At 41.6% G+C, this 23,733-nt stretch carries 21 protein-coding genes; 4 read left to right on the top strand and 17 right to left on the bottom strand.

Features of this window, described 5'->3' with window-relative positions:
- Position 1 precedes the first annotated feature (1 nt).
- Positions 2 to 1,390, top strand: a complete 1,389-nt coding sequence (locus T546_RS0103500) for an MATE family efflux transporter (RefSeq protein WP_034597736.1) — start codon at positions 2 to 4, stop codon at positions 1,388 to 1,390.
- A gap of 16 nt (positions 1,391 to 1,406) precedes the next feature.
- Here T546_RS0103500 and T546_RS0103505 read toward each other — a convergent pair whose 3' ends face one another.
- The gene (locus T546_RS0103505; protein ID WP_026890424.1) at positions 1,407 to 2,279 is read right to left on the bottom strand and encodes a YitT family protein; all 873 of its coding nucleotides are present in this window, start codon (positions 2,277 to 2,279) and stop codon (positions 1,407 to 1,409) included.
- A gap of 462 nt (positions 2,280 to 2,741) precedes the next feature.
- On the opposite strand from T546_RS0103505, the gene T546_RS0103510 reads away from it, so the two are divergent.
- Positions 2,742 to 4,151, top strand: a complete 1,410-nt coding sequence (locus T546_RS0103510) for a spore germination protein (RefSeq protein ID WP_026890425.1) — start codon at positions 2,742 to 2,744, stop codon at positions 4,149 to 4,151.
- A 94-nt stretch (positions 4,152 to 4,245) separates the two neighbouring features.
- Here the strand turns inward: T546_RS0103510 and guaB are convergent, their stop codons facing one another.
- The 4 genes from guaB to T546_RS0103530 form a co-directional block, all read right to left on the bottom strand.
- On the bottom strand, positions 4,246 to 5,700 hold the full coding sequence (guaB, locus tag T546_RS0103515; protein WP_026890426.1) for an IMP dehydrogenase: 1,455 nt from the start codon (positions 5,698 to 5,700) through the stop codon (positions 4,246 to 4,248).
- Positions 5,701 to 5,904: 204 nt separating this feature from the next.
- Positions 5,905 to 6,414 (bottom strand): DUF6106 family protein, encoded by a 510-nt coding sequence (locus tag T546_RS0103520; protein WP_051629609.1) that lies wholly within the window; start codon positions 6,412 to 6,414, stop codon positions 5,905 to 5,907.
- 85 nt (positions 6,415 to 6,499) lie between these two features.
- Positions 6,500 to 8,119 carry a chaperonin GroEL gene (gene groL, locus T546_RS0103525; RefSeq protein ID WP_026890428.1) on the bottom strand — a complete coding sequence of 540 codons (1,620 nt, stop codon included), beginning with the start codon at positions 8,117 to 8,119 and terminating at the stop codon, positions 6,500 to 6,502.
- Positions 8,120 to 8,204: 85 nt separating this feature from the next.
- Complete coding sequence (locus T546_RS0103530; protein ID WP_026890429.1) at positions 8,205 to 8,495, bottom strand: co-chaperone GroES; 291 nt, start codon at positions 8,493 to 8,495, stop codon at positions 8,205 to 8,207.
- 269 nt (positions 8,496 to 8,764) lie between these two features.
- Between T546_RS0103530 and T546_RS0103535 the strand changes: the two genes are divergently transcribed.
- Positions 8,765 to 9,325, top strand: coding sequence for a hypothetical protein (locus T546_RS0103535; protein ID WP_026890430.1), 561 nt, complete (start codon positions 8,765 to 8,767; stop codon positions 9,323 to 9,325).
- A 131-nt stretch (positions 9,326 to 9,456) separates the two neighbouring features.
- On the opposite strand, the gene T546_RS0103540 is transcribed toward T546_RS0103535, so the two are convergent.
- The 7 genes from T546_RS0103540 to T546_RS0103570 all read right to left on the bottom strand — a co-directional run bounded on the left by T546_RS0103540 (position 9,457) and on the right by T546_RS0103570 (position 17,441).
- Positions 9,457 to 9,804 carry a VOC family protein gene (locus tag T546_RS0103540; RefSeq protein ID WP_026890431.1) on the bottom strand — a complete coding sequence of 116 codons (348 nt, stop codon included), beginning with the start codon at positions 9,802 to 9,804 and terminating at the stop codon, positions 9,457 to 9,459.
- Positions 9,805 to 9,852: 48 nt separating this feature from the next.
- Complete coding sequence (locus T546_RS0103545; RefSeq protein WP_330371849.1) at positions 9,853 to 11,073, bottom strand: SLC13 family permease; 1,221 nt, start codon at positions 11,071 to 11,073, stop codon at positions 9,853 to 9,855.
- A 179-nt stretch (positions 11,074 to 11,252) separates the two neighbouring features.
- Complete coding sequence (locus T546_RS0103550; RefSeq protein ID WP_026890433.1) at positions 11,253 to 12,413, bottom strand: sialidase family protein; 1,161 nt, start codon at positions 12,411 to 12,413, stop codon at positions 11,253 to 11,255.
- A gap of 619 nt (positions 12,414 to 13,032) precedes the next feature.
- Positions 13,033 to 13,941: a 4-hydroxy-tetrahydrodipicolinate synthase gene (gene dapA, locus T546_RS0103555; protein WP_026890434.1), complete on the bottom strand. Its 909-nt coding sequence runs from the start codon at positions 13,939 to 13,941 to the stop codon at positions 13,033 to 13,035.
- A gap of 19 nt (positions 13,942 to 13,960) precedes the next feature.
- Positions 13,961 to 15,214, bottom strand: a complete 1,254-nt coding sequence (locus T546_RS0103560; RefSeq protein ID WP_026890435.1) for a four-carbon acid sugar kinase family protein — start codon at positions 15,212 to 15,214, stop codon at positions 13,961 to 13,963.
- Between the two features lie 18 nt (positions 15,215 to 15,232).
- The gene (pdxA, locus tag T546_RS0103565; protein ID WP_026890436.1) at positions 15,233 to 16,273 is read right to left on the bottom strand and encodes a 4-hydroxythreonine-4-phosphate dehydrogenase PdxA; all 1,041 of its coding nucleotides are present in this window, start codon (positions 16,271 to 16,273) and stop codon (positions 15,233 to 15,235) included.
- Positions 16,274 to 16,286: 13 nt separating this feature from the next.
- Positions 16,287 to 17,441, bottom strand: a complete 1,155-nt coding sequence (locus T546_RS0103570) for an iron-containing alcohol dehydrogenase (RefSeq protein ID WP_026890437.1) — start codon at positions 17,439 to 17,441, stop codon at positions 16,287 to 16,289.
- A 217-nt stretch (positions 17,442 to 17,658) separates the two neighbouring features.
- Here T546_RS0103570 and T546_RS0103575 point away from each other — a divergent pair, with 217 nt between their 5' ends.
- Complete coding sequence (locus tag T546_RS0103575; protein WP_026890438.1) at positions 17,659 to 19,449, top strand: sigma-54-dependent transcriptional regulator; 1,791 nt, start codon at positions 17,659 to 17,661, stop codon at positions 19,447 to 19,449.
- A gap of 153 nt (positions 19,450 to 19,602) precedes the next feature.
- On the opposite strand, the gene bioB is transcribed toward T546_RS0103575, so the two are convergent.
- The 5 genes from bioB to rhaM all read right to left on the bottom strand — a co-directional run bounded on the left by bioB (position 19,603) and on the right by rhaM (position 23,733).
- The gene (gene bioB, locus T546_RS0103580) at positions 19,603 to 20,559 is read right to left on the bottom strand and encodes a biotin synthase BioB (protein WP_026890439.1); all 957 of its coding nucleotides are present in this window, start codon (positions 20,557 to 20,559) and stop codon (positions 19,603 to 19,605) included.
- Positions 20,560 to 20,577: 18 nt separating this feature from the next.
- Entirely contained in the window at positions 20,578 to 21,102 is a 525-nt protein-coding gene (locus tag T546_RS0103585; protein ID WP_026890440.1) for a biotin transporter BioY, read from the bottom strand.
- Positions 21,103 to 21,303: 201 nt separating this feature from the next.
- Positions 21,304 to 22,131 (bottom strand): rhamnulose-1-phosphate aldolase, encoded by an 828-nt coding sequence (gene rhaD, locus T546_RS0103590; RefSeq protein WP_026890441.1) that lies wholly within the window; start codon positions 22,129 to 22,131, stop codon positions 21,304 to 21,306.
- A 13-nt stretch (positions 22,132 to 22,144) separates the two neighbouring features.
- Complete coding sequence (locus T546_RS0103595; protein WP_026890442.1) at positions 22,145 to 23,395, bottom strand: L-rhamnose isomerase; 1,251 nt, start codon at positions 23,393 to 23,395, stop codon at positions 22,145 to 22,147.
- A 23-nt stretch (positions 23,396 to 23,418) separates the two neighbouring features.
- Positions 23,419 to 23,733, bottom strand: a complete 315-nt coding sequence (rhaM, locus tag T546_RS0103600; protein WP_026890443.1) for an L-rhamnose mutarotase — start codon at positions 23,731 to 23,733, stop codon at positions 23,419 to 23,421.

A 23,733-nucleotide genomic window follows, 5' to 3' on the forward strand; every position in this document is an offset into this window, starting at 1 on the left:
CATGGAACAAACTACAAAAGCACAGGATGCGCTGGGGCATAACGGGATTACAGAGGGAGTGATTTGGAAACAGCTTCTTCTGTTTTTCTTTCCCATTTTATTTGGAACCTTTTTTCAACAGCTTTATAATACCATAGACGCCGTTATTGTCGGCAGATTTGTGGGTAAGGAAGCACTTGCTGCAGTGGGAGGTCCTACGGGAACTCTGATCAATTTGCTGATCGGATTCTTCATAGGGCTTTCTTCTGGTGCAACGGTCATTATTTCACAGCATTACGGAGGAAATCAAAAGGAAAAGGTGAGCCAGGCGGTCCATACAGCCATAGCCTTCTCTATCGTCTCCGGAATCCTCTTTACCATCATCGGAATCGTGTTTGCACCCCTTGCCCTAAAGGCCATGGGGACTCCTGAGGATATCCTTCATCACGCGGTCGCCTTTATGAGGGTGTATTTTATGGGTGTGACTGCAAACCTGATCTATAATATGGGAGCCGGAATCCTCCGGGCAGTTGGAGACTCTAAGCGGCCTCTTTATTTTCTTATTGCAAGCTGTTTTACCAATATCCTTTTGGATATCCTGTTCGTGGTATACCTACCCTTTGGGGTAAGGGGAGCTGCACTGGCCACCATTCTCTCCCAGCTCTTAAGCGCTGTGCTCGTGGTGCTTGTACTGACCCGCACAAAGGAATCCTACCGATTGGTTCTGCGTAATTTAAGAATTGATAAAGGTATGTTAAAGCGTATCATCCGCATCGGATTTCCAGCCGGACTCCAGTCCGTTATGTACTCTTTTTCAAATATTATCATTCAGTCCAGTATCAACACCCTTGGAACCAATACCATAGCTGCCTGGACCGCTTACGGAAAGATTGACAGCGTATTCTTCACCATCATAAGCGCCTTTGGTATCTCCATTACCACCTTTGTAGGACAAAACTACGGGGCAGGGAAAAAGGACAGGGTCTATAAGGGAATCCGGGTCTGCATGGCCATGTGCTTTGCGGCCTCCATTGTTCTCAGTATACTTCTCTATGGGTTTGGAAACCACATTTATCTTTTGTTTACCACGGATACCGATGTCATTTCCATTGGTACGGATATTCTTCGTTATCTGGTTCCGGTTTATATTACGTATATTTCCATAGAAATCTTCTCCGGATCCCTTCGCGGGACCGGGGACTGCTGGATCCCTATGCTCCTTACCTGTATGGGAGTCTGCATTCTTCGGGTCGTATGGATCTGGACTGTGGTTCCCCTTCACCGTACCATTGAAACCGTGATATTCAGTTACCCTATGACCTGGGCTACTACTTCAGTTCTGTTTTTCATTTATTTCTTCTTTTTCAGCCGGCTGAAAAGCCGCAGCTTTCCCCTCCGCTTAAAAAAATGATCCTTTTACCGGACTCCTATTCCATAGGAGCCCGGTAAAAGGAACCATAAAATTGTTCCGTCCGAAAGAGGTTGACGATAACATGCTCATCTACCTCGTAGAACAAGGTAATAATATCAGCCACCTCATAAGAGGAGACCACCGTATGAAGAAGGTACATCTTTTTCTTGCTGTAACCACCGATAGCATCCACACAGGAGATTCCATGATGAAAGGTTTCCACATACTTTTCAGAAAGCTCCGGGCCTTTTGCGGTCGTGATCTGTAATGTGACCCGCTCATACCGGTGATGAAAGGTTGATATGATTTTTGTTGAAACAAACTGAAACAGGATGGAGTACCCAGCGTATTTCCAGCCAAATATAGCTCCAAAGATACAAAGCAGGACCACATTACCGATAAATACAGACGTCCATATGGAGTTCCCGGTCTTATTTGACACGTAAAGGGCAATAAAATCCGTTCCTCCGGTGGAAGCATTGCCCCGAAGTGCCAGTAAAATGGCAAAACCAAACAGAACGCCACCATAGATTACATTCAGTACCTCATCGTCAAACAGAGGACTAAAATGGAATATTCTTAGGAATGTACTGGCTAGGAGAACCTGTAACAGGGAGAAAAAAGTAAATCGCTTGCTGATGCTTCTGCTGCAAGCCCAGGCCACCGGAATATTAAGTACCACCATACCAAGGGAAGTGGATATATTAATTCCAAACAGGGAAGTAATCCGGTCAATTAAAATGGCAATTCCCGTAAATCCACCGGACAACAGTCCTGCAGGTTGGATAAAGGCCTGAATCACATACGTCTGTAAAAGAGCAGATAAGATAACAGCTAACGTTGTCATCACGTTTCTTACCCGCTTATCTTTCCTTAGTTTTTTAAGCATAATATTCCTCCTTATCGATACATGTATTATATGTAAGTTCTCTAACCATATCAAACTTTTTATAAAAATGATAGGCTATACTTGCCGATTATCATATCAAATCACGCAAAAAAGAGGATTGCCTTTCCCCCACAGAAGGCAATCCTCCGCCACGATCTAAAACCGTCACGTCATATCGTTTTCGCTACACGGCATCCCCATGCCGATATCAAGCACATAAGACACCTCTTTGTGCTTTTTACATAGACGATAATACCATAGATTGCCAACCAAGTCAATGTTTTTAGTCTATTTTACCCAAAAACCAGGCTGTTACAGGACACTTTCCCATATATTTTTACACATCTGTCAAAATCTGCCCTTTTTCGTCATGGTAATTTGATAAAACATATTTTCAGAAAAATTGCACATACTTTCCTTATTGCCAAATCCCGGCTATTTTATAATAAGGAGATATCTGCCATGGAATTTTCGACTAGCATTTCCGACAATATGAATTATCTAAACAACAAGCTGGATGTGGATGGGAACTTTGATCTCAATTACCGCACCTTTTACGTAGGCGGCAGACTTGCCTGCCTGTATACGATAGAAGGATTTACAAAAAATGATGTGTGGCAGAAGCTCATGGAGGACTTCTCCTCTATCACTCCCGAGGACATGCCCCCTGATATCCATGAATTTGCCAAAAAACACTTTCCCTATACTCAGGTAAGTCTGGTCAAAGACGAATTTACCATGATTAAAAATCTGCTCTCCGGCCTTTCCTGTCTCTTCATCGACGGCTATGACCGGTGCTTTGTGGTTGACAGCAGAAGTTATCCTGCAAGAAGTGTTGCGGAACCGGAAAAAGACAAGGTAATGCGCGGCTCCAGAGACGGTTTCGTGGAAACTCTGACCTTTAACACCGCCCTGATCCGTAGAAGAATCAGGGATCCGAAAATGACGGTGGAAATCATGAATATGGGAGAAAGTTCTCACACAGACATTGCCATCTGTTACTTTAAAGGCAGAGTGGATGATGCACTCTTAAACAAAGTCAAAAGCAAGATTAAAAATGTAAAAGTAGATGCACTTACCATGAATCAGGAAAGTCTTGCCGAGTGCCTTTATCCCCATATGTGGTTCAACCCATTTCCAAAGTTCAAATATTCCGAGCGTCCGGATACGGCTGCCGCATGTATTTTAGAGGGCAACATTGTTATTCTGGTGGATAATTCTCCTTCCGCCATGATACTTCCTTCTTCCATCTTTGACATCATTGAAGAAGCTGATGATTATTATTTCCCTCCGGTGACAGGAACCTACCTCCGTTTGTCCAGATTTTTAATTTCGCTCCTGACCCTTTTTCTCACACCTCTCTGGCTGCTTTTTATGCAGAATGCAAATTATATTCCGTCCTGGCTTCAATTTATCAAGCTGTCGGAAGATCCTCAGGTACCTCTTTTGTTTCAGCTTCTTATCTTTGAATTTGCCATTGACGGATTAAAGCTTGCCGCCATCAATACCCCCAGCATGCTGACCACACCCTTAAGTATTATCGCCGGTATTGTCCTCGGAGAATATTCGGTAAAATCAGGGTGGTTCAACAGTGAGACCATGCTTTATATGTCCTTTGTCACCGTTGCCAACTATTCCCAGTCGAGCTTTGAGCTGGGCTATGCCTTTAAGTTCATGCGTATGATCATGCTGATCTTAACGGCGATCTTTAATCTATGGGGCTTTATCGGAGGCGTGATTTTAACCGTGTGTGCCGTGGTCTTTAATAAGACCATAGCCGGAAAGAGTTATATCTATCCGCTGATCCCATTTCATATCAAAGAATTAAAAAAGCGGCTGTTTCGTGGACGGCTGCCTAGTCAGTTAAAATAAAGAGTCTGGCAGGAATTTTTATATCATAGGGAGTAATTTCCTATTGCATAAAAAAGGCGGGGGATGCAAATGCATTCTCCGCCTATTCCTATTTTTACTGATCGATGCTGTAGTTTGGTGCCTCTTTTGTTATATGGATATCGTGAGGATGGCTTTCCTTTAAGGAAGCGGCAGTAATCTTTACGAATTTACCGTTTTCCTGAAGCTCTACGACAGTCTGCGCTCCGCAGTAACCCATACCGGAACGAAGTCCGCCTAACATCTGGAATACAGTATCCTCTACCAATCCCTTATAGGCAACACGGCCTTCCACGCCTTCTGGTACCAGTTTCTTGGCATCAGACTGGAAGTAACGGTCCTTGCTTCCATTTTCCATGGCTGCAATGGATCCCATTCCGCGGTAAACTTTGTACTTTCTTCCCTGATATAATTCAAAGGTTCCCGGGCTCTCATCGCATCCGGCAAATAAGCTTCCCATCATACATACGCTGCCGCCTGCTGCGATAGCCTTTGCTAAATCTCCGGAATACTTGATTCCGCCGTCTGCAATGATAGGAACGCCGTATTCCTTAGCCACCTGATAGCAATCCATAACAGCAGTGATCTGCGGTACACCGATTCCAGCTACGACACGGGTGGTACAGATGGAACCAGGTCCGATTCCTACCTTAACGGCATCTGCGCCTGCTTCAATGAGGGCTTTGGTGGCATCTCCGGTTGCTACATTGCCTGCAACCACCTGAAGATCCGGATACGCTTCTTTAATCATCCTTACGCAGCGGATTACATTCTCAGAATGTCCGTGAGCAGAGTCAAGAACGATCACATCTACTTTCGCATTCACCAGGGCAGCCACACGATCTAAGACATTGGCAGTAATTCCAACGCCTGCACCGCATAACAGTCTTCCCTGGGCATCCTTAGCGGATAAAGGATACTTGATCTGTTTTTCAATATCTTTGATGGTGATAAGTCCCTTTAAGTTGAAATCATCATCAACGATTGGAAGCTTCTCTACTCTTGCTTTTGCAAGAATCTTCTTTGCTTCCATCAGAGTAATTCCTTCTTTGGCTGTCACCAGATTCTCAGAGGTCATGCATTCCTTGATCTTTCTGCTGAAATCCTCTTCAAACTTTAAATCACGGTTTGTAATAATACCTACCAGTTTTTTGCCTTCTGTTACTGGTACACCGGATATACGGAACTTACCCATAAGCTCGTCCGCATCTTTTAATGTATGTTCTGGGGAAAGATAAAATGGGTCGGTAATGACGCCGTTTTCTGATCTCTTTACCTTATCAACCTCATCCGCCTGCTGCTCAATGGTCATGTTTTTATGGATGATGCCGATACCTCCCTGTCTTGCCATGGCAATCGCCATGCGGTGCTCGGTTACAGTATCCATACCTGCACTCATAAGCGGAATGTTCAGCTTTATGGTCTTTGTAAGGTTTGTCGTTAAATCAACCTGATTTGGTATTACCTGAGAATATGCCGGAACCAACAGCACATCATCAAATGTAATGCCTTCGCCAATTATTGTACCCATTAATGTATTCTCTCCTTCTTTCGATTTTAATACACAACGCTGTCATGCGATTTGTTTATTTAGTTACATAGTTTAACAAATTTTGTAAGGGTTGTCAACGGACATTTTATTGTATATTTCCGTCCAGGGTGGACAACAAAACTGGCAAAATGTAAAAAGAGAAAAAGAACAGGGACAGCTTTTACTGTCCCTGCCTTTTTCCCTTTATAACTGCGAAACCACCTTACGGGGGGCTGTCATCTTCATACATTTAAGCAGCTTGTCATTGGGCTCAAAAATAATCTTTGTTCTTTCTGAGCTGGACTGGCTGATCAGTGTATAAGTGTTGGCACCAGGAGTCTTAGAGGAAAAGTCCAGTACCTTCATTTCCTTAGTCTCATGATCCCTGGCTTCTGTGGAGCCGGTGGGAGCGACGATCTGTATCTCTTCCATGGTAGCTTCCCAGGCTTTCTTTCTCTTGCTTTTGCCGTAAATACGGTCAATGGATAATGAGCTGGTGACAAACAGATACTCATATTCCACTTCACTGTTTCTAAAAACCAGATAGGTGGCACCTCCCACAGCAAAGAGAATGATTACTCCGAAAATCCCAAAAGCCGGAGAAATGGATAGTAAAAATGCGATGACGCATAAAACTCCCATTAAAATCTTAAGCACCATGGTATAGGCCGGAGCTTTTCGCTTCACAAGCCATTCTGCATACATTTCATTCATAATGATACTGGATCCTTTCTTCCCTGCCCACATTACCAGGGCATGAAGACTTACCTTAAAGGTGTTTCTTCTGTAGGATTATGTCTTACATCATATCCATTCCGCCTGGTGCAGGCATTGCAGGTGTCTTTTCTTTAATATTAGCAACTACGGACTCAGTTGTCAATAAGGTAGATGCTACGCTGGTAGCATTCTGAAGGGCACTTCTGGTAACCTTGGTAGGATCTAAAATACCAGCTTCCACCATGTCTACATACTCTTCTTTATAAGCATCAAAGCCAACGCCGACTTTAGACTCTTTTACCTTATTAATGATAACGCTTCCTTCCAGACCAGCGTTAGCAGAAATGTGGTATAATGGAGATTCCAGTGCTTTTAAGATGATCTTTCCGCCTGTCTTCTCATCGCCTTCTAATCCGGCTACTACATGTTCAATTTCAGTGATTGCATGGATATAAGCAGAACCGCCGCCTGCGATTACGCCTTCTTCTACTGCTGCTCTTGCTGCAGATAAAGCATCTTCCATACGAAGCTTTGCTTCTTTCATCTCAGTCTCTGTGGCAGCACCTACACGGATTACTGCAACACCGCCGGATAATTTAGCAAGTCTTTCCTGTAATTTCTCACGGTCAAAGTCAGAAGTTGTTTCTTCGATCTGGCCTTTGATCTGTCCGATTCTTGCAGCGATTGCGTCTTTATCTCCGCAGCCATCAACGATAACTGTGTTTTCTTTCTGGATCTTAACGGATTTTGCACGTCCTAATAAATCAAGAGTTGCATTCTTAAGCTCATAGCCTAATTCGTCAGAGATGACTGTTCCGCCAGTTAACACTGCGATATCCTGTAACATCTCTTTTCTTCTGTCGCCGTAGCCTGGAGCTTTCACACCTACTACATTGAAGGTTCCTCTTAATTTGTTCACGATAAGAGTGGTAAGTGCCTCTCCTTCGATGTCTTCTGCGATGATTAAAAGTCTGGCTCCAGACTGTACCACCTGCTCTAATAAAGGAAGAATCTCCTGAATGCTTGATATCTTTTTATCTGTGATAAGGATGTATGGATCGTCTAAATTAGCTTCCATCTTCTCCATATCGGTGCACATGTAAGCAGAGATATAACCTCTGTCAAACTGCATACCTTCTACTAAATCAAGCTCTGTCATCATGGTCTTGGATTCTTCAATGGTGATAACACCGTTGTTGGAAACCTTCTCCATAGCGTCAGCAACCATCTCGCCTACTACGTCATCAGCTGCGGAAATAGCTGCAACTCTTGCGATGGAAGCTTTGCCCTTAATCGGCTCGCTCATGCTCTTGATCGCTTCTACAGCTGCTTCTGTTGCCTTCTTCATTCCTTTTCTAAGAACGATTGGGTTAGCGCCTGCTGCTAAGTTCTTCATACCTTCGTTGATCATTGCCTGAGCAAGAACGGTAGCGGTTGTTGTTCCGTCACCTGCTACATCGTTGGTCTTTGTAGCAACTTCTTTTACTAACTGTGCGCCCATGTTTTCAAAGGCATCTTCTAATTCGATTTCTTTTGCAATTGTTACACCATCGTTGGTAATAAGAGGTGCTCCAAATGATTTATCAAGTACAACATTTCTTCCTTTCGGTCCTAATGTTACACGAACGGTATCTGCTAACTGATTAACACCTGACTCAAGTGCTTTTCTCGCGTCTACGCCATATTTAATCTGCTTTGCCATGATTCATTCCTCCAGTTTTCTTCTAAAATGATAGAAAGCTCAAAAAGGGCTTTCTTAATGATTGACGAAAGATCCGTCACTTTATTTATTCGATCACTGCTAAAATATCGTTCTGCTTTACGATTACGAACTTCTCGTCTTCTTCGCCAGCCTCAATTTCTGTTCCTGAATACTTGGAGAAGATTACCTTATCGCCAACCTTAACCTGCATGGTAACTTCCTTGCCGTCTACCAAACCGCCAGGTCCTACTGCGATGACTTCCGCCTGCTGTGGCTTTTCTTTTGCCTGACCCGGCAGAACAATACCGGACTTTGTTGTCTCCTCTGCAACCAATGGTTTTAACACAACTTTGTCAAATAATGGTACTAATTTCATTGCAATTCCTCCTCATAGCTTTCTGCTTATTTTCTTTCTTTTGGCCTCCCGAAAGAAGTTTTTTTATTATTCACATACTAAGTTATATCACTCATTATTAGCACTGTCAATAGTTGAGTGCTAACTTTATATTTTTTTTACATTTTTGCCATATTAGACCCATTTTTTTGCCTTACCTACTTAGTTTATAGAAATTTTCTTATTATATACCTTTCTTTTTTCCAATAGAAGTATTACAATAACAAGGAGAATGAAAGGAGTGTTATTTTATGGCAAAAAAAGGTTATGGTTTTGGGAAATTCGTGGCATTCGCTACAATCGCCGGCGCAGTGGCAGCAGGCATCTCTTATTTTACGAAATACAAATCTTTTCACAAAGAGCTGGAAGAAAATTTTCATGACTTTGAAGATGATGGCAATGACGATATTTCCAAAATTGACAGCACGATGAACCGTAACTATGTTTCTTTAAATGCCAACAAGGACGAGCTTAAGACCGCAGCTTCCGATATGGCTGACGCAGCCAAGGATGCCGCCGTTGCTGCTAAGAACCTTGTGAAAGACGCAGCTAACATCGTAACCGATACGGCAAAGGAAGCGGCTTCTGCTGTGGCATTTACTGCAAAGGACATGTTTGACTCCACATTAGAAAAAGAAGATACCGAAGAAGACACAGAGGATATCACAGAAGACGGCGGTCTTGATTATACCGCATCCCAGGCTCTGCCCGAGGAAGAGGAAGTCATGACAGAACCGGAGCAGGTGACAGACTCTATAAAAGAAGCATCTGAAGACGATACAACAACCATCGAAGAGGATGACATCGAATAATTTTAAGAATTAACAGGATAAGGAGCTGTTTCCAGATGTAATATCAATGGGAACAGCTCCTTATTTTATTTCCAGAACTACTTTGTCAGTTTCGTGTATGTTGGAAAGCAGTTTCTTCTATAGATAATCTGTTATTTTTCCATAATGTGAATGGCAAAGCCGCCAAACTCACCGTCTAAATAGACGTTCTTTAATTTCCCATCCTCGGTATAAGCGGCAGTATCCATATTAAAGGAGAAGCCTTTCTCTTTCAGTTCTTCTGTGGCAGCGGTCAGATCAGGAGTCCGCATAGCGATATGCCCATTACAACCAAGGAACGGGGCTTTCATACATTCAAAGTATGGACCGGCAAATTCAGATTTCTGTCCATGGCGTGGTTCTATATTAAACATCATGGCTAAAAGCTGTGCAAGTTTCTCTGCCTCTTTTGCATCGGGTGTGTTGATGCCAACATGCTCTAATTCAAACCTGGCTTTCACAATGATACCTCTTTCTATATTTAAGTTTTTGGGGTTCCTTCTTTGTCCTTACATAGGGAACATCAGGAGTGAACCGGCTGTCAAAGCAATCAGACGAATAAAGTATTGGGGAATCGTAAATTTCCAGAATTCTGAAATCTTATAATTACCAACCCCCATAACCATTGCAGGCATACCATCAATAGGAAGGAAATGTCCACACCAGCCAGATATTACGATGGCACATGCGGCAGCCGTAGGATCAAGTCCAAGACTGGTGCAGGTGGCAATGGCAAGTGGTGTAAATACATAAACGGTTCCAATGGTTGATCCCGTCATGGTTGCCAGCACGCTTGTAAGAATACAGAATGCAAGGATCATAAGGAAAGGGTTAATATTAGTTCCAAGCATACCTGCTACGGTGGAACCTACCAGATTGGTTAATCCAGTGCTTCCAAGTGCATCAGCAATTCCGATTACACCGGCTGACATCAGTATAATAGGTGCACAGATGGCATCACGTATTTCTTTAAAATCCATAACTCCAATGACTAGAATGACTGCAACAGACAGACCAGGAATTGCATAACCTGCATCACCAATAAAGCCCTGGAGTATCATTCCTATTACTGCGGCTACGAAAGCAACGTATGTTACCTGCTCTTTCCACTTTGGCAGGTTACTTACCGTCTCTCCCTGAGATTTTGCTGCCTCTGTTGCCTTAGCAATGGGATGATCTGGAAGGAACTTATACTGGATCACACAGTTAAGTAAAAAACCAAGAGACAATATTAAGTTAATAATTGCAAACTTTACGACTGATACCTGTGCAAGAACACCTGCACTGTTAAGTACTGCTATTACGATTCCATACTGCAGTGCAGTATTAAATGGTAACAGTGGGTGGTTCGCTGCAAATCCGGCAGTCATAATAACTTTTGATGGAGGCAGCTGTTTGTTTTCTGGTAACGTTGAAAGTAAACCTATGGTCAGTACGTAATATGCAGTGGAACCAGTTCCGAATAAGCTGCAGCCAATCATAACAATTAAAATGATCAATAAAAACGCTTTGAATTTCCCTTTATTTGCTATGTTAAACATGGAACGCTTAAAGGCAGTAATAAAACTTGTTTTTTGAAGTGCTGCAATAATTGCCATAAATTCAGCAAGCATAATAATTGTGGAATTTGAAAATCCAGCAAATGCGCCCTTAATATCAGTGATTCCAAATATGACAAGCAACAGGCATGCTAGTAATGGAGGCGCGCCGAATGGTAGTTTGTCTGTCATAATCAGTATAATCATGAATACAGTGATTGCTAACGCTATCATCATTTGAGGTGTCATATTATTTTCCCTCTAGCCTTTCTTGGTGTCATCGTGCACGGCTAACGCTATGTCATGTACATTTATGACACATTTCGTTATATTTTTGTGTATCACTTCAAGGTGTAACATAGCAATAAATATCAGTGGCTCTTAGCCGCTGTAGGATTGTACAGACCGACCTGCTCACGCTTATCCCCAAGAATATCTTTTTCACTGAACTTTATATACTTTACTCCTTTGCGAGTACGAGCAGCATATACAAGATGTAACATTCCATCTTTGCTTTGCATGAGATAGGGATATTCATACTGCTTATTGTTTGTCTTATTCTCATCGCCCACATATCCTTCTCCCCGCTCCATGAAACGTATCACAGGGAAGGTCTGGCCTCCATCTTCTGATAATGCTACTGCCACAGGACAGCGCAGTCCTGGCCAGGCTGCTTTTCCAGGCTCAGGAGATGGGGTACAAGTTGGATTGTAAGCAATCGCGATACGTCCGCTTAGAAGCTTTATGGCGCTTATGCTGGAGTTATTGTTTGGCAAAGGGGTTGGTACCGGCTCACTCCAGCTCTCTCCCCAGTCAAAGGATTCGCTTCGATGAATGCGGTAAGCTTCCCGATTCCGCATAAAAGCCACTAAGTGCCCTGGATCAAGCTCAACAACATTGGCATGAACATGCCCGTTGCTCTTAGGCATCATAACCGTTTTCCAGGTTTCTCCCTGATCATACGAGATACGAAAAGCAGTTGGATCACCTGACAGACCGTCTAAAGAATCGGTACAAATCCAGTTTGAAAATATCCATGTCCCGTTTGAAAGAACCTGAATCGGCTGCCTACAAAAGGTACCTTCCTCAGGGAAATAGGTTTCATATGGTCCCCAGGTTTTTCCGCCATCACTGCTTTTTTGACAGCGGACTACCGCAGTATACTGCATGTTATCTTTCCCCTCCTGGCGATCAAGCTGAGCCGTGTACATTGCCCATACCTTATGATCAGGACCATAAAACAGAGAAGGATTTTGTTCACTACGTGTTGGATCGTTGGAAATATCTTCTGGAGGCAGCCATCTTGCGCTTCCTTCTGGAAGTATGGAGCAGATAATATGAACATCAGCGCTGCCTTCATAGCTTCCTGCAAACCAGCAGCAAAGAAGATCACCATTAGGAAGCTCCAGCAATGCCGGGGCGTGGGCAGTGGGATAACCACCATCAGGCAGCAATGCTTCATATACTTTCATTTCTTCATTTTCGTAGATTGTTCCATCCCAGGTGAGACCTGGAAGTTTTGGATATTGCATACGTTTCCTCCTTATTACCAGTAAATATAACATGACTCGCGATTACAAATTTTAACGCCAGATAAGTTATCAAGTAGTTGTAATCACCCTCCCCTCTTCTTCTACTGCCAGATAAATTGCTGATTAAGAAGAACTGTTTTATTCTTGATCACATTATGACATATCAGTTGGTAATTTACATCAAATTAAAACTCAAATACGTTGCATTTTAGAACAACATTGATAAAAATAGTGTTTAAAATTGAAATACATTTACAATAAGCAACTAATTTATTTACAAAAATTCATTGTTTTTATTCAATACACATAAAAAAAAACGGAAACCAGATAATAATCTGTTCCCGTTTTATGATTCCTTGTGTCAATCTTAAAACTATATATTGCAAACCATACGAAAGTACATAGTCACATTCTAACTTATTTTTTGGCTGGATACGTCTAACAAACTTCATGACTTCCATGATAGGGATGATAGAAACAGCAATTAGAATTGCTTCAAAATATTCCGTTAGTGAAATATGCCAAAAGAGTCAGAGATCCAATGACGGCTCCTAGGAATCATGTTTCGCCAGCAACCCCATCTGCAAAAAACCCATCCCCTGCATGAACAGATTCTTAATTAATTCATGCCCTTATCTGTGTTTTCCTTAAGCACTTTTGAAAGAGCTTCAATCCCTTCCTCACAAAGGTAGTTAAACGGTCTTCTGCAATCTCCTACAGGATAACCTAACATAGCCACTGCTTTCTTAACAACTGTATTGGGATTGCCATATTTAAATACACCTCTAAAACTTGCAATGGATTCCTGAACCACTTCTGCCTCTTCTAGTTTACCCTCAATAAATAAGTTGTAAATAGATGATAATACTTCTGGATATACATTAGAGCAGCCCGCAATGCCACCAGTGCCACCTTCCTTCAGGCAGGGAAGTATCAGAGAATCATTTCCGGAAAGTACATAGAAGTCTTTTTCAAGCTCACGAGTTTCTGTAATATAAGCTTTTAAATTATCCCAATCACCGCTTGAATCCTTGGCTCCAACAATTAAATCTACGTCCTTTGCAAGTTTTGCAATGGTTTCAGGCAGCAGCTTGTTGCCAGTACGGGCAGGAATATTATAAAGTACGATTGGGGTATCAACATGCTTTGCAATTTCAACATAGTGATCATATAATTCTTTCTGTGACGCAACTGCAAAACTTGGAGTGATAATGGATAAAACATCTGCGCCAAGCTCCTCTGCTTTCTTACTCATACGGATTGTATCTTTTGTGGATATTAAACCGGAGCCAGCATATACAGGTACTCTTCCCTTGACCTGATCGATGGCAGCTTCCAGTACTTCAACCTTTTCGTTTTCACTTAATATGTAGCCTTCCCCATTCGTTCCAAATGGGAAAATTCCATGTACTCCACCCTTAATAAGGCGTTCAACCTGATTGCGCAGTTCTGTAAGATTTACAGACTCATCCGGATTCATTGGGGTTAAGATTGGGGTAATAATGCCATTTAATTCTACTTTTTTCATTTTTGCTGTCCTCCTAGAGTTATTTGATTATTTTTAGTGCGATTCTACACAAAATATCTTCGGTTCCAAATCCTCCAGACTTAGAGATGATCTGTTGGCTATATCCATTCCAAATGAGCTTAGAAACAACCAGCCCTGGCTCTATCTCGCACACTGGTTCTATTTGGGTACACCCAACTAGTTTCATATATCCCATAAGTGTATCTCCTCCTGTCATAAGGATGGTCAAATCAAGCTTTTCCTCTGCAAGAGCTTTCACAATATGCCCATGTGCCTGTGGTATCAGTGTTCTTAGCTCATCAATCTTCTTGTTTTTGTCTGCCACGTAATTCACAATATTTTCTTCCGTGTCAAAAGAATCCACAATTACTTTTTTATTGGTTTTACACATCTCTACAATTTCTTCTAAAAAATTCCTGCCTTTTTTAGTATTGTAATAATCAGTATCGTATTTCTGCTCCATGGTGAGTTTTTTTCTTATAAAGCTATCATTTCGTTCTGCATATTCTAATTGGCTAAGTGTTATCTTATTTAGGCTTCCACATGCCACATACAAACCATCCGTCTTTTCATAGGATGATACCTTTTTGGAATTGCATAGAACCTTTTCTGCCAATCTCTCTCCAAGCACTGCACAGCCTGCGATGAGTTTCAGCCCATTCATCTTGACTAATTCGTCTAATCTATGATCAATATCTCTCACAGTCAGAGTGTCGCATACAATAATTTCTGACCTGGAATTCATCTGAGCCGTAATGGGTTCTTCTGCACGTTTACAAATAACAGAGATGTCACTTTGTTCCTTTATAATGTCTGGTATATACGACTTAGTAACTGGATCAAATGGATCTTTTCCAAATACACTGTCCTCCAGTAATTCTCCAGATATATAGTGGACTCCGCCCTTTGTAATTCTTCCTATTTCCGGGTGCCCTGGGAGAAAATAAATGGGAAAGCCTTTCACCGCATCAGCTACCGCCTGAAGTTCGGAACCAATATTTCCACGTAAGGCGGAATCCGTTTTTTTAAATATGATTCCAATCTCATTTTTAAGCGCCCAATCAGCAATGCTGTATACAACCTCATAGGAATCCTTTGCTGACATCGGTCTGGACTCTGAATCCACAACAATAATTTCAGTGTCTGTTTTTATATCGCGTTCCTCTAGCTTACCTTCTGTGAAGACCTGAGTACGAATGCCACGTTTGGCAAATTGTATGCCTGTATCTAACGCCCCAGTAATATCATCTGCTATGATCAACATCTTACCCATACAATCCCCCTCCATTCATTACTTATTTGACGCCAGGCGAATCGCATAGTCAATTGAATTAGCAAGGCTTAATTCGCTGGATATTCCTTTTCCAGCTAAGTCAAAACCGGTTCCATGGTCCACAGATACTCTTATAATGGGAATACCAAGTGTTATATTTACACCAGATACTGCATCCCATTTTTTAAGCTCCTTATTATAATGGAAGCCCTTGACCTTTAAGGGGATATGTCCCTGATCATGATACATTGCAACGACGATATCATACCAGCCACCTAAGGCTTTTGAAAAAATAGTATCAGGAGGTGTTGGTATTCCTTCGGGAATGCAGATACCTTCTGCTATGGCCTCATCAATTGCTGGTTGAATCTCTTCTATCTCCTCTGTACCAAACAGGCCATTTTCTCCGCAATGGGGATTTAATCCAGCTACTCCAATTTTCGGATTTTCGATACCAATGGCTTTACAGCCCTCATTTGCGATTCTAATCACTTCTAACACCCTTGCTTTTTTTACTTTATCACAGGCCTGACGAAGGGATACATGAGTGGATACATGCACTACCCTTAAATTTTCATGAGCCAGCATCATGGTATATCGATCAGTATGAGTGTATTCTGCATAGATTTCCGTATGTCCTGAGTAATGATGTCCAGCCATATTGATTGCTTCTTTATTTAATGCATTGGTTACCGTTGCATCAATGGATCCATTCAATGCCAGTTCAATTACTTTGACAACATATTGAAATGCTGCTTCGCCGCACATCTTAGATATTTTTCCATAGATATGCTTTTCCATATCAACCAGACCCATGTCATAAACATCAATGGTTCCATATTCAAAGACTGCATCTTCCACTTTTTTAACTCCATGGATCTTTATTTCATTTTCCTTATTCAGTCTTTTTATGATATCTTCCATACAACTGGCATCCCCGATTATGATAGGACGACACTTTTTATATACATCTTTATCCAGCAATACCTTTACGGATAACTCAGATCCATTACCAGCCGGATCACCCATAGTAATTCCGATAATCGGTCTTTTCTTCATTGTCTCACCTTCCTTATTTAAGAACCTTTAAATAAATATTTCTTATATCTTCAAGGCTTAATTCCTTCCTATTGTTAACGAGTAATCTCTGTTGTTTGCTTCCTGCTTCTACTAAGGATTCCAAATCTTCTTTCTGAACACCAAATTCTTTTAAATCTGTAGGAATGTTGGTCGTCTTTACAATATCAGCAATCTGGTCAATGACATACTGTGCTTTCTCAGCTTGCGTTTTTACTGAAAGGCCATGGAAAACAGCATCATATAATTCTGCAAGTCTGTCTTCACATGCATCTTTATTAAATTCCATAACATGCGCAAATAAAATTGCATTGGATACACCATGGGCAATATGATATTTTCCTCCAAGGGGGTAAGATAGCGCATGAACTGCTGTTGTACCGCTTCCTGTAATGGCTACGCCACCATAAAAAGCACCTAATAGCAGATTGTTTTTTGCTTCTAAATTATCAGCATCCTCATATGCTTCTCTGATATTATTAAAAATCAATTTTGCTCCTGCAAGCGCATAGGTGTCAGAGAATGGAGTTGCTTTCTTTGATGTATAACACTCGACGACATGAGCCAGTGCATCCACACCAGTGGCTGCAACGATTGATTTTGGAAGTTTCTTAATGAAATTTGCATCAAGGATTACGTAATCTGGTATCATATTGTCATTTACAATACCTTTTTTTGATTGTTCTTCTGGAATTGCAACAATTGCATTACAAGTCGCCTCGGAACCAGTACCGCAGGTAGTAGGAATCATGATTGTTTTCAGTTGTTTTCTTGCCTGTGTGGGATCATTAAGTAGATCTTTTACGGAGTATGCAGCACCTTTTAAAACAGAGCAAAGTTTTGCAACGTCCATAACGCTTCCGCCGCCAATGGCAATAATCAAATCGCCGTCATAATCCTCCACTTCCTTCATCACTCTTTCTGCATCCTGGTAAGCAGGTTCTGGTGTTAAACCATCATATACTCTGTACTGGGTATTTGATTCATCTAACAGATTTGTTAAAATATCTAAGAGTCCATGTTCGCGTATCCCTTTATCTGTAAATATAATTATTTTCTTTGAATCTTCTTTCTTAATTATTGCATTTACATGTTCAATACATCCTTCTCCGCCATATACGCAAGATGGGATTTTAATCTGATAGCTCATTTTAGTTCCTCCTAGTCATTTTCTCGTCTCAATATAAAACATCCTTTTCATATACTTATCTTACACTATCATAGTGCGGCGATTCAAGCGATACACTTTGCGTTTTACGTCTTATATTAATACATCTTATTACTAAATCGTTGCTTTTTGCGACATTTGATCATATAATAAGATTAAAATCAACGAACAAAACAGTTTTTACACATTGGGAGAGCTTATGGAGAAGGTTAAGATACTTGTTATTGCACCATACCAGGGAATGGCGGAAATATTTGAGAATATTTCTAAAAATCGTGATGATATAGAATTGACAATTCAAACGGGGGATTTAAATACCGGGCGAAAAATTGTTGAAAACTTGGCTCACAAAAATTATGATGTCATTATTTCAAGAGGGGGTACGGCTGAGCTGATTCGATCCTCTGTGGAAATTCCCGTTGTTGATATATCAATTTCGGGCTACGACATTCTTCGTAGTATTAAAATGGCTGAAAGTTACTCTGGCAAGCTTGTGATTGCTGGATTTTCCGGTATTACCAAGCAGGCAAGGGTACTCTGCGATCTGCTTCAATATGATATCAACATTATTACATTTGCAAGCGAAGATGGCGCACTTGCTGCTCTTCGCGCAGCAAGAAACGACGGTGCATCTCTTGTACTTTGTGATATGACTGGCGCGAATTACGCAAAAATATTAAATATGAACTCCATTCTCATAACTTCAGGTATGGAAAGCATTAACGATGCCATCAATGAAGCGAAAAAATTAGTCCATTCATCCAATCATGTGCACAAGCAAAAGAATCTTTTTCAGAGCCTTCTCACGGATGAGGACCGGGAGTTCCTGATTTATGATCCTGCAGGTTCTCTATGGTTTTCTAGTTTTTCCATTGACGGTATGAATGTATCGCTGATGAATGTGGTTCAGACATACCTAAAAGCCTTCTTAAAGGTTCCAAACCAAAGTGTTGCCAGACAGATACGTGATAAAGTTTACACGTTCACATGCCGTCATCTCTATATTGATGAGCAAAAATATACAGCTATCATTATAGACCAAAAACCTGCACTTTTTACGGAGGATGATATCGGAATCACCATATATAATAAGCCAGATTCGGATTCAGCCAATTTTTCAAGCTTCTTTGGAGGTTCCAATAAAATCGGTATCACAGCTCATATTATAGAGGAATACAGCAAAAGCTATCTGCCTGTTTTAATTACTGGAGAAGATGGCACTGGCAAAGATAAGGTGGCATCTCTTATGTACGAAAATGGCCCTTATAGTACATCACCTTTTTATGTCATAGACTGCAAATTTATCAGCGAGCGTAAATGGAACCATATTATGAATCATGAGAATTCTCCTCTTGCAGATGTACATTCTACCATATACATTAAAAATATCTGCATGCTCTCTCATTCTCAGCTTGAAAAACTATTTCACTATATCGATCACACTGACCTGGTAAAACGAAATCGCATGATATTCTCTCTTTTGATTACCAATGAGATATCCCCAGAAGCAACAGCTATGAAAGATCACCTAGAAAAGCGACTCTCCTGTTTAACCTTACACCTACTTCCATTAAGAGAGAGGAGTGACGATATCCCAAGTATTACCGCATTATATCTTCATAAATTAAATGTATCACTTGGAAAACAGATTATTGGTTTAGAAGCAGAGGCCATGGAGCTTTTCACTGTTTTTCCCTGGACTCACAATTTAGATCAACTGCAGCACGTGCTTAAGGAGCTTGCGGTAGTCACGAAAACTCCTTATATCACCTATAATGATGTGAAATATTTCCTTGATCAGGAAACGCCAGCAATACCTTCGCTTCCTTCCTCTGACTTAGATCTAACTCAGACTTTAGATGAAATCAACTATCAAATTATACTAACTGTATTGGCGGAGGAGCACGAAAATAAAGAAAAAACTGCAAACAGACTTGGAATCAGCCGTAGCACTTTATGGAGAATATTGAAGACTCACAATGGGATATAGATAATATTTAGATTCGAGAATCCTGCTTGCAGGATTCTCGTACTGAGGAAAGTTGCGTTAGCAAGAACTACCGATGACACTAAAACGCATCCTGTGGAGATTTATAATATAAAAAAAGCATTTTTCCATAAGAGATTTTTTCCTTTATCGTTATCACGGCTCAACGTAATATTGAAACCCTGCATCAGTAATCATCTTTATGGTATCATCAATGCCCTGACCATCTGCCGTCAAATAACCAGAGGCGAAAATGGAATCTGCTGCGTAGAACATCTGCTTTTCTCTTCCTTTTAGATAAACCTCTCTGCCTGCTGCACAACGAATGTCCGACTGAGGGCATAAAAGGCGGGCAAGACATAAGATCTTTAAACAATAATCCCCAGTTAAATACGAGGTATCTCTATGCTCCAGAGCGGTTCCTTCTAATGGGATAAGAAAATTGATCGGTACTGCCTTAGGCTGTATGGACTGTATCTGAAAAAGCATATCAACCACATCCGTGTTACTCTCTCCCAATCCGATGATTCCTCCGCAACATAATTCAAAACCAAGGCTTTTCAGTCTCTTAATATTGTCCAGGCGTTCCTCATATGTATGGGAGGTGCAGATATTGGGATAATGCTTTCTGCTGGTATTTAGGTTATGATTGATTCTGTCCACGCCTGCTTCTCTTAACATCACCCCCTGTTGTTCCGTCAAAAAGCCGATAGAACAGCATATGGGGCTGCCTGTTTCTTTTTTCAGCATTCTTACTTCATCAGCAAATTCCCTGATCTCTTCATCGGAAAAACGGATTCCGCTTAAGCCAATGCAATGACGGGCCAATTTTTTCTCCTTTACCGTATATCCGTCATGTTGCAGCTTCTCATAGGTAATTAGCCTGTATTTATCAATATCAGCTTTGGAATCCTTGGATTGAGCACAATAGGTACAGTTTTGGGAGCAGTCTCCGCTTCGTGCGTTGGTAAGGAGGTGAATTCCCACGGTATTTCCTTTATACTTTTTTCTAATTTCATATACCTCTTCTAAAAGAACTGGAAGCTCCTTGTCTGGCAATTCTAATATGGATAATGATATCTCTCTTGTCATATTCTTAAGATCATATTTCATGTTCCTACTCTCCTTTTATTATCTCATAGCCGGATACAGCTTTTTTATCAGCGATATACTTAGAACGGTCTTCAAACAGTCTCCCGCCAGAAATGGCAGAACACAAACCAATAAAGCTGCCACAAAACCGGTACCAGTGATGAGGCAATACCACAGTGTCCCAAATAAATATGTAAGAATCCAGCCAGCATAAATGGAGACAGCCATTGCTTTCATGGATTTTTTCCCAAGCCGTTCCATTAAAAATCCACTAAGATAGGCAGAAAAAATGTAGGCGACGATATATCCCCCTGTAGGACCAAAGATCCGACCAGGACCACCAGCGAATCCGGAAAAGACCGGAAGCCCTATCACTCCCAATAAAACATACACGAGCTGACTGACAGCCCCATATCTGGCCCCTAAAAGGCCCGCGGCTGTATAGGTGGACAAATGGGTCAGATTAACTGGAACGGGACCAATGGGAATGGTAATTTGAGCGAGTACTGCATTTAGAGCGGCAAAGAAAGCACATAGAACCCATTTTCTGCTTGTTGTAATCATGATCATAACCTCCTGATGTAATTTCAATTCTTTGCCATTATACAAAGACAAGTTCTTATTGTCAACCATTTTATCGTTTTAGGTTAACATTTAATTTCACCATAAAAAACCATGCAAAACAGCGTCTTGCTCTGGTTTTAAGCAGAACAAAACGCTGTTTTCATTTTCCTTTTGGTATGGTTATGATTTTTGGTTTAACTATTATTTCTCATAAAGAAATTCTTCTGGCAGCGTTACTTTAAAATCACGGGCCAGATCACGGAAGTTTCCTGCTGTGATGGTCTGAAGCTTATCCGGTCTTATGGAGAGGACCTTTACGAGAATTTCAGCAGATTTCTCCACCGTATGCATGAGGCCAAAGGTCAAGTCAAAGTCTTCTCCTGAGGCAAACAGGCCGTGATGAGCCCAGATAGCCACGTCATACTTTTTCATAAGCTCACTGGTAGCAACTGCAATTTCACGGCCTCCCGGCACCATCCAGCCAACTACACCAACACCTCCGGGAAATACCACAGGGCATTCAGTAGCCATTTCCCATAATTCTCTTGTAAATATCTTATCTTCTAAGGGAAGAACAAAGGTAAGGGCAATGATATTGGTTGGGTGGGCATGGTAAATGACCCTGTGAGCTCCGCCTGTGGCTTCCTTTTTTACCTCATGGTTCATCAAATGAGAAGGAAGCTCACTGGTTGGACGTCCGCCTTTTGTCAGTCCCCAAAGGATTCTGTAGTTTTCTCCGCTTTCATCCAGTTCTATGATGCAGGTATTGACTTCCGGCTCAAGAATTACATTGCGGAAATACTTTCCGCTTCCCGTTACCATAAAGCACTCTTTAGAAAGCCCCTTTACCGTTGTTCCAATGGGCTGCCATGGAGCATCAAAGGTAAGCTCCTCCTTGATAGATTCCACCTCTTCCGGCTTAATCCGGTAGCTTAAGTTGCCGCCGTTTCTCTCATGCCAGTTCTGTTGAAATCCATCATCACACAAACGGATAAAGCCTTTTACAAATTCTGTATCTAAAATTTTCATGTTTATTTTCTCCTTATTTCCGGTTTAACAGTACGTCTTTTTCATAAGCAGCCACTGTTTTAAACCAGTCTTCCTTTGCTGGGACTCCATTTAACTCACAGAAATAGTTCCACACATCACCAATGGGATAAAGCTTTAATTCTTCCTGAAGCATCATAAGCTCCGTAAAGCTGCGGGTATTCTGAAGCTCAGCCAGTTTTTCATTTGGTAAAAGCAGAGCATTTAACAAAGCCTTCTGCATATTTCTCATTCCAACCACCCAGGCACTGATGCGGTTAATGCTGGCATCAAAAAAGTCAAGGGCTAAAAGTACACGGTCTGAGCCGCCGCGAATGATTTCCTTTGCAATTTCCTTTGTCTCATCGTCAAATAAAACTACGTGGTCACTATCCCAGCGCACCGGTCGTGTTACGTGCAGGGCAACCTTGTCAAAGAATAAAAGCATGGATGAAATCTTATCAGAAACCACCTCGGTCGGATGATAATGTCCGCTGTCAAGGAGGCAGAGGATGTCATTTTTAGAGGCGTAGTTCATATAGAATTCATGGGAGCCTACGGTACAGCTTTCCATACCGATTCCAAATACCTTTGACTCCACGGCTACCAGCACCTTTGTTTTATCATACTCCATGGAAAGGATCTGGTCCAGAGAATCCTTAAGTCTTGCTCTTGGAGAGGTACGGTCAGCCGGAATGTCCTTAAATCCATCAGGAATCCAGATATTCATGGTACAAGGGGTTCCCTGCTCTGTAGCTAAGTACTCTGAAATCCGGATACATGCTTTTACATGGTCGATCCAAAATGAGCGAATCTTATTATCTTCGCTTGATAAGGTGGCATGCTCTGCATTGGCATGGGAGAATAACGTGGGGTTAAAATCAATGCCAATGCCCCGTTCCTTTGCAAATTCCACCCATTTTTTAAAATGCTTTGGCTCCAGTTTATCTCTGTCAGCCCATTCCCCATCTTCAAATATGGCATAGCTGGCATGTAAATTAATGCGGTGCTTTCCAGGAATTAAGTTTAATGCCTGATCCATATCCGCCATTAATTCCTGTGGGTTTCTGGCGCGGCCCGGATAATTTCCGGTGGTCTGGATTCCTCCGGAAAGAGCGCCTGCCCCATCAAATCCAGTTACATCATCTCCCTGCCAGCAGTGCATGGAAATGGGAATCTCCTTTAATGCGTTTATAGCCGCATCGGTATCCACACCAATCCCTTTGTAGCTTTCTTTTGCTGCCTCATATCTCTCTTTTATTGTCATCGCTTTCCTTCTCCTTTTCTCCATTAATCCAGATGAAATACTGGTGTTAAGCCAACCGATACCGGGCTGTTATCCGGATTGGTCTTCATGATGTCTGCCATGAAATCCCACCATTTGCGGTTGATTGTAGTATCGGCTGATTCTGCCCACCGCTCTTCGTCCTCAATTTCAATGTATCCGTAGAGTACGTTGGTCTCTTCGTCTAAAAAGATGGAATAATTATGGCCGCCGCACTGGCGTATCATCTCTTTCATCTCCGGCCAGAGCAGGTTATGTCTTTTTTCATATTCCTCAGCCATTCCTTCATTTAAATACATTTTAAATGATTTTCGGATCAT

Origin of the sequence: [Clostridium] aerotolerans DSM 5434, assembly GCF_000687555.1 — a bacterium.
GTDB lineage: Bacteria > Bacillota > Clostridia > Lachnospirales > Lachnospiraceae > Lacrimispora > Lacrimispora aerotolerans.

Coding starts and splice junctions, on each gene's coding strand:
- dapA (WP_026890434.1), bottom strand. CDS start 13,941: ATGAAAAAAGTAGAATTAAATGGCATTATTACCCCAATCTTAACCCCA.
- groL (WP_026890428.1), bottom strand. CDS start 8,119: ATGGCAAAGCAGATTAAATATGGCGTAGACGCGAGAAAAGCACTTGAG.
- T546_RS0103560 (WP_026890435.1), bottom strand. CDS start 15,214: ATGGGTAAGATGTTGATCATAGCAGATGATATTACTGGGGCGTTAGAT.
- T546_RS0103535 (WP_026890430.1), top strand. CDS start 8,765: ATGGCAAAAAAAGGTTATGGTTTTGGGAAATTCGTGGCATTCGCTACA.
- T546_RS0103570 (WP_026890437.1), bottom strand. CDS start 17,441: ATGAGCTATCAGATTAAAATCCCATCTTGCGTATATGGCGGAGAAGGA.
- pdxA (WP_026890436.1), bottom strand. CDS start 16,273: ATGAAGAAAAGACCGATTATCGGAATTACTATGGGTGATCCGGCTGGT.
- T546_RS0103530 (WP_026890429.1), bottom strand. CDS start 8,495: ATGAAATTAGTACCATTATTTGACAAAGTTGTGTTAAAACCATTGGTT.
- bioB (WP_026890439.1), bottom strand. CDS start 20,559: ATGAAATATGATCTTAAGAATATGACAAGAGAGATATCATTATCCATA.
- T546_RS0103500 (WP_034597736.1), top strand. CDS start 2: ATGGAACAAACTACAAAAGCACAGGATGCGCTGGGGCATAACGGGATT.
- guaB (WP_026890426.1), bottom strand. CDS start 5,700: ATGGGTACAATAATTGGCGAAGGCATTACATTTGATGATGTGCTGTTG.
- T546_RS0103595 (WP_026890442.1), bottom strand. CDS start 23,395: ATGACAATAAAAGAGAGATATGAGGCAGCAAAAGAAAGCTACAAAGGG.
- T546_RS0103575 (WP_026890438.1), top strand. CDS start 17,659: ATGGAGAAGGTTAAGATACTTGTTATTGCACCATACCAGGGAATGGCG.
- T546_RS0103550 (WP_026890433.1), bottom strand. CDS start 12,413: ATGCAATATCCAAAACTTCCAGGTCTCACCTGGGATGGAACAATCTAC.
- T546_RS0103520 (WP_051629609.1), bottom strand. CDS start 6,414: ATGAATGAAATGTATGCAGAATGGCTTGTGAAGCGAAAAGCTCCGGCC.
- T546_RS0103545 (WP_330371849.1), bottom strand. CDS start 11,073: ATGACAGACAAACTACCATTCGGCGCGCCTCCATTACTAGCATGCCTG.
- T546_RS0103505 (WP_026890424.1), bottom strand. CDS start 2,279: ATGCTTAAAAAACTAAGGAAAGATAAGCGGGTAAGAAACGTGATGACA.
- rhaM (WP_026890443.1), bottom strand. CDS start 23,733: ATGATCCGAAAATCATTTAAAATGTATTTAAATGAAGGAATGGCTGAG.
- rhaD (WP_026890441.1), bottom strand. CDS start 22,131: ATGAAAATTTTAGATACAGAATTTGTAAAAGGCTTTATCCGTTTGTGT.
- T546_RS0103585 (WP_026890440.1), bottom strand. CDS start 21,102: ATGATTACAACAAGCAGAAAATGGGTTCTATGTGCTTTCTTTGCCGCT.
- T546_RS0103510 (WP_026890425.1), top strand. CDS start 2,742: ATGGAATTTTCGACTAGCATTTCCGACAATATGAATTATCTAAACAAC.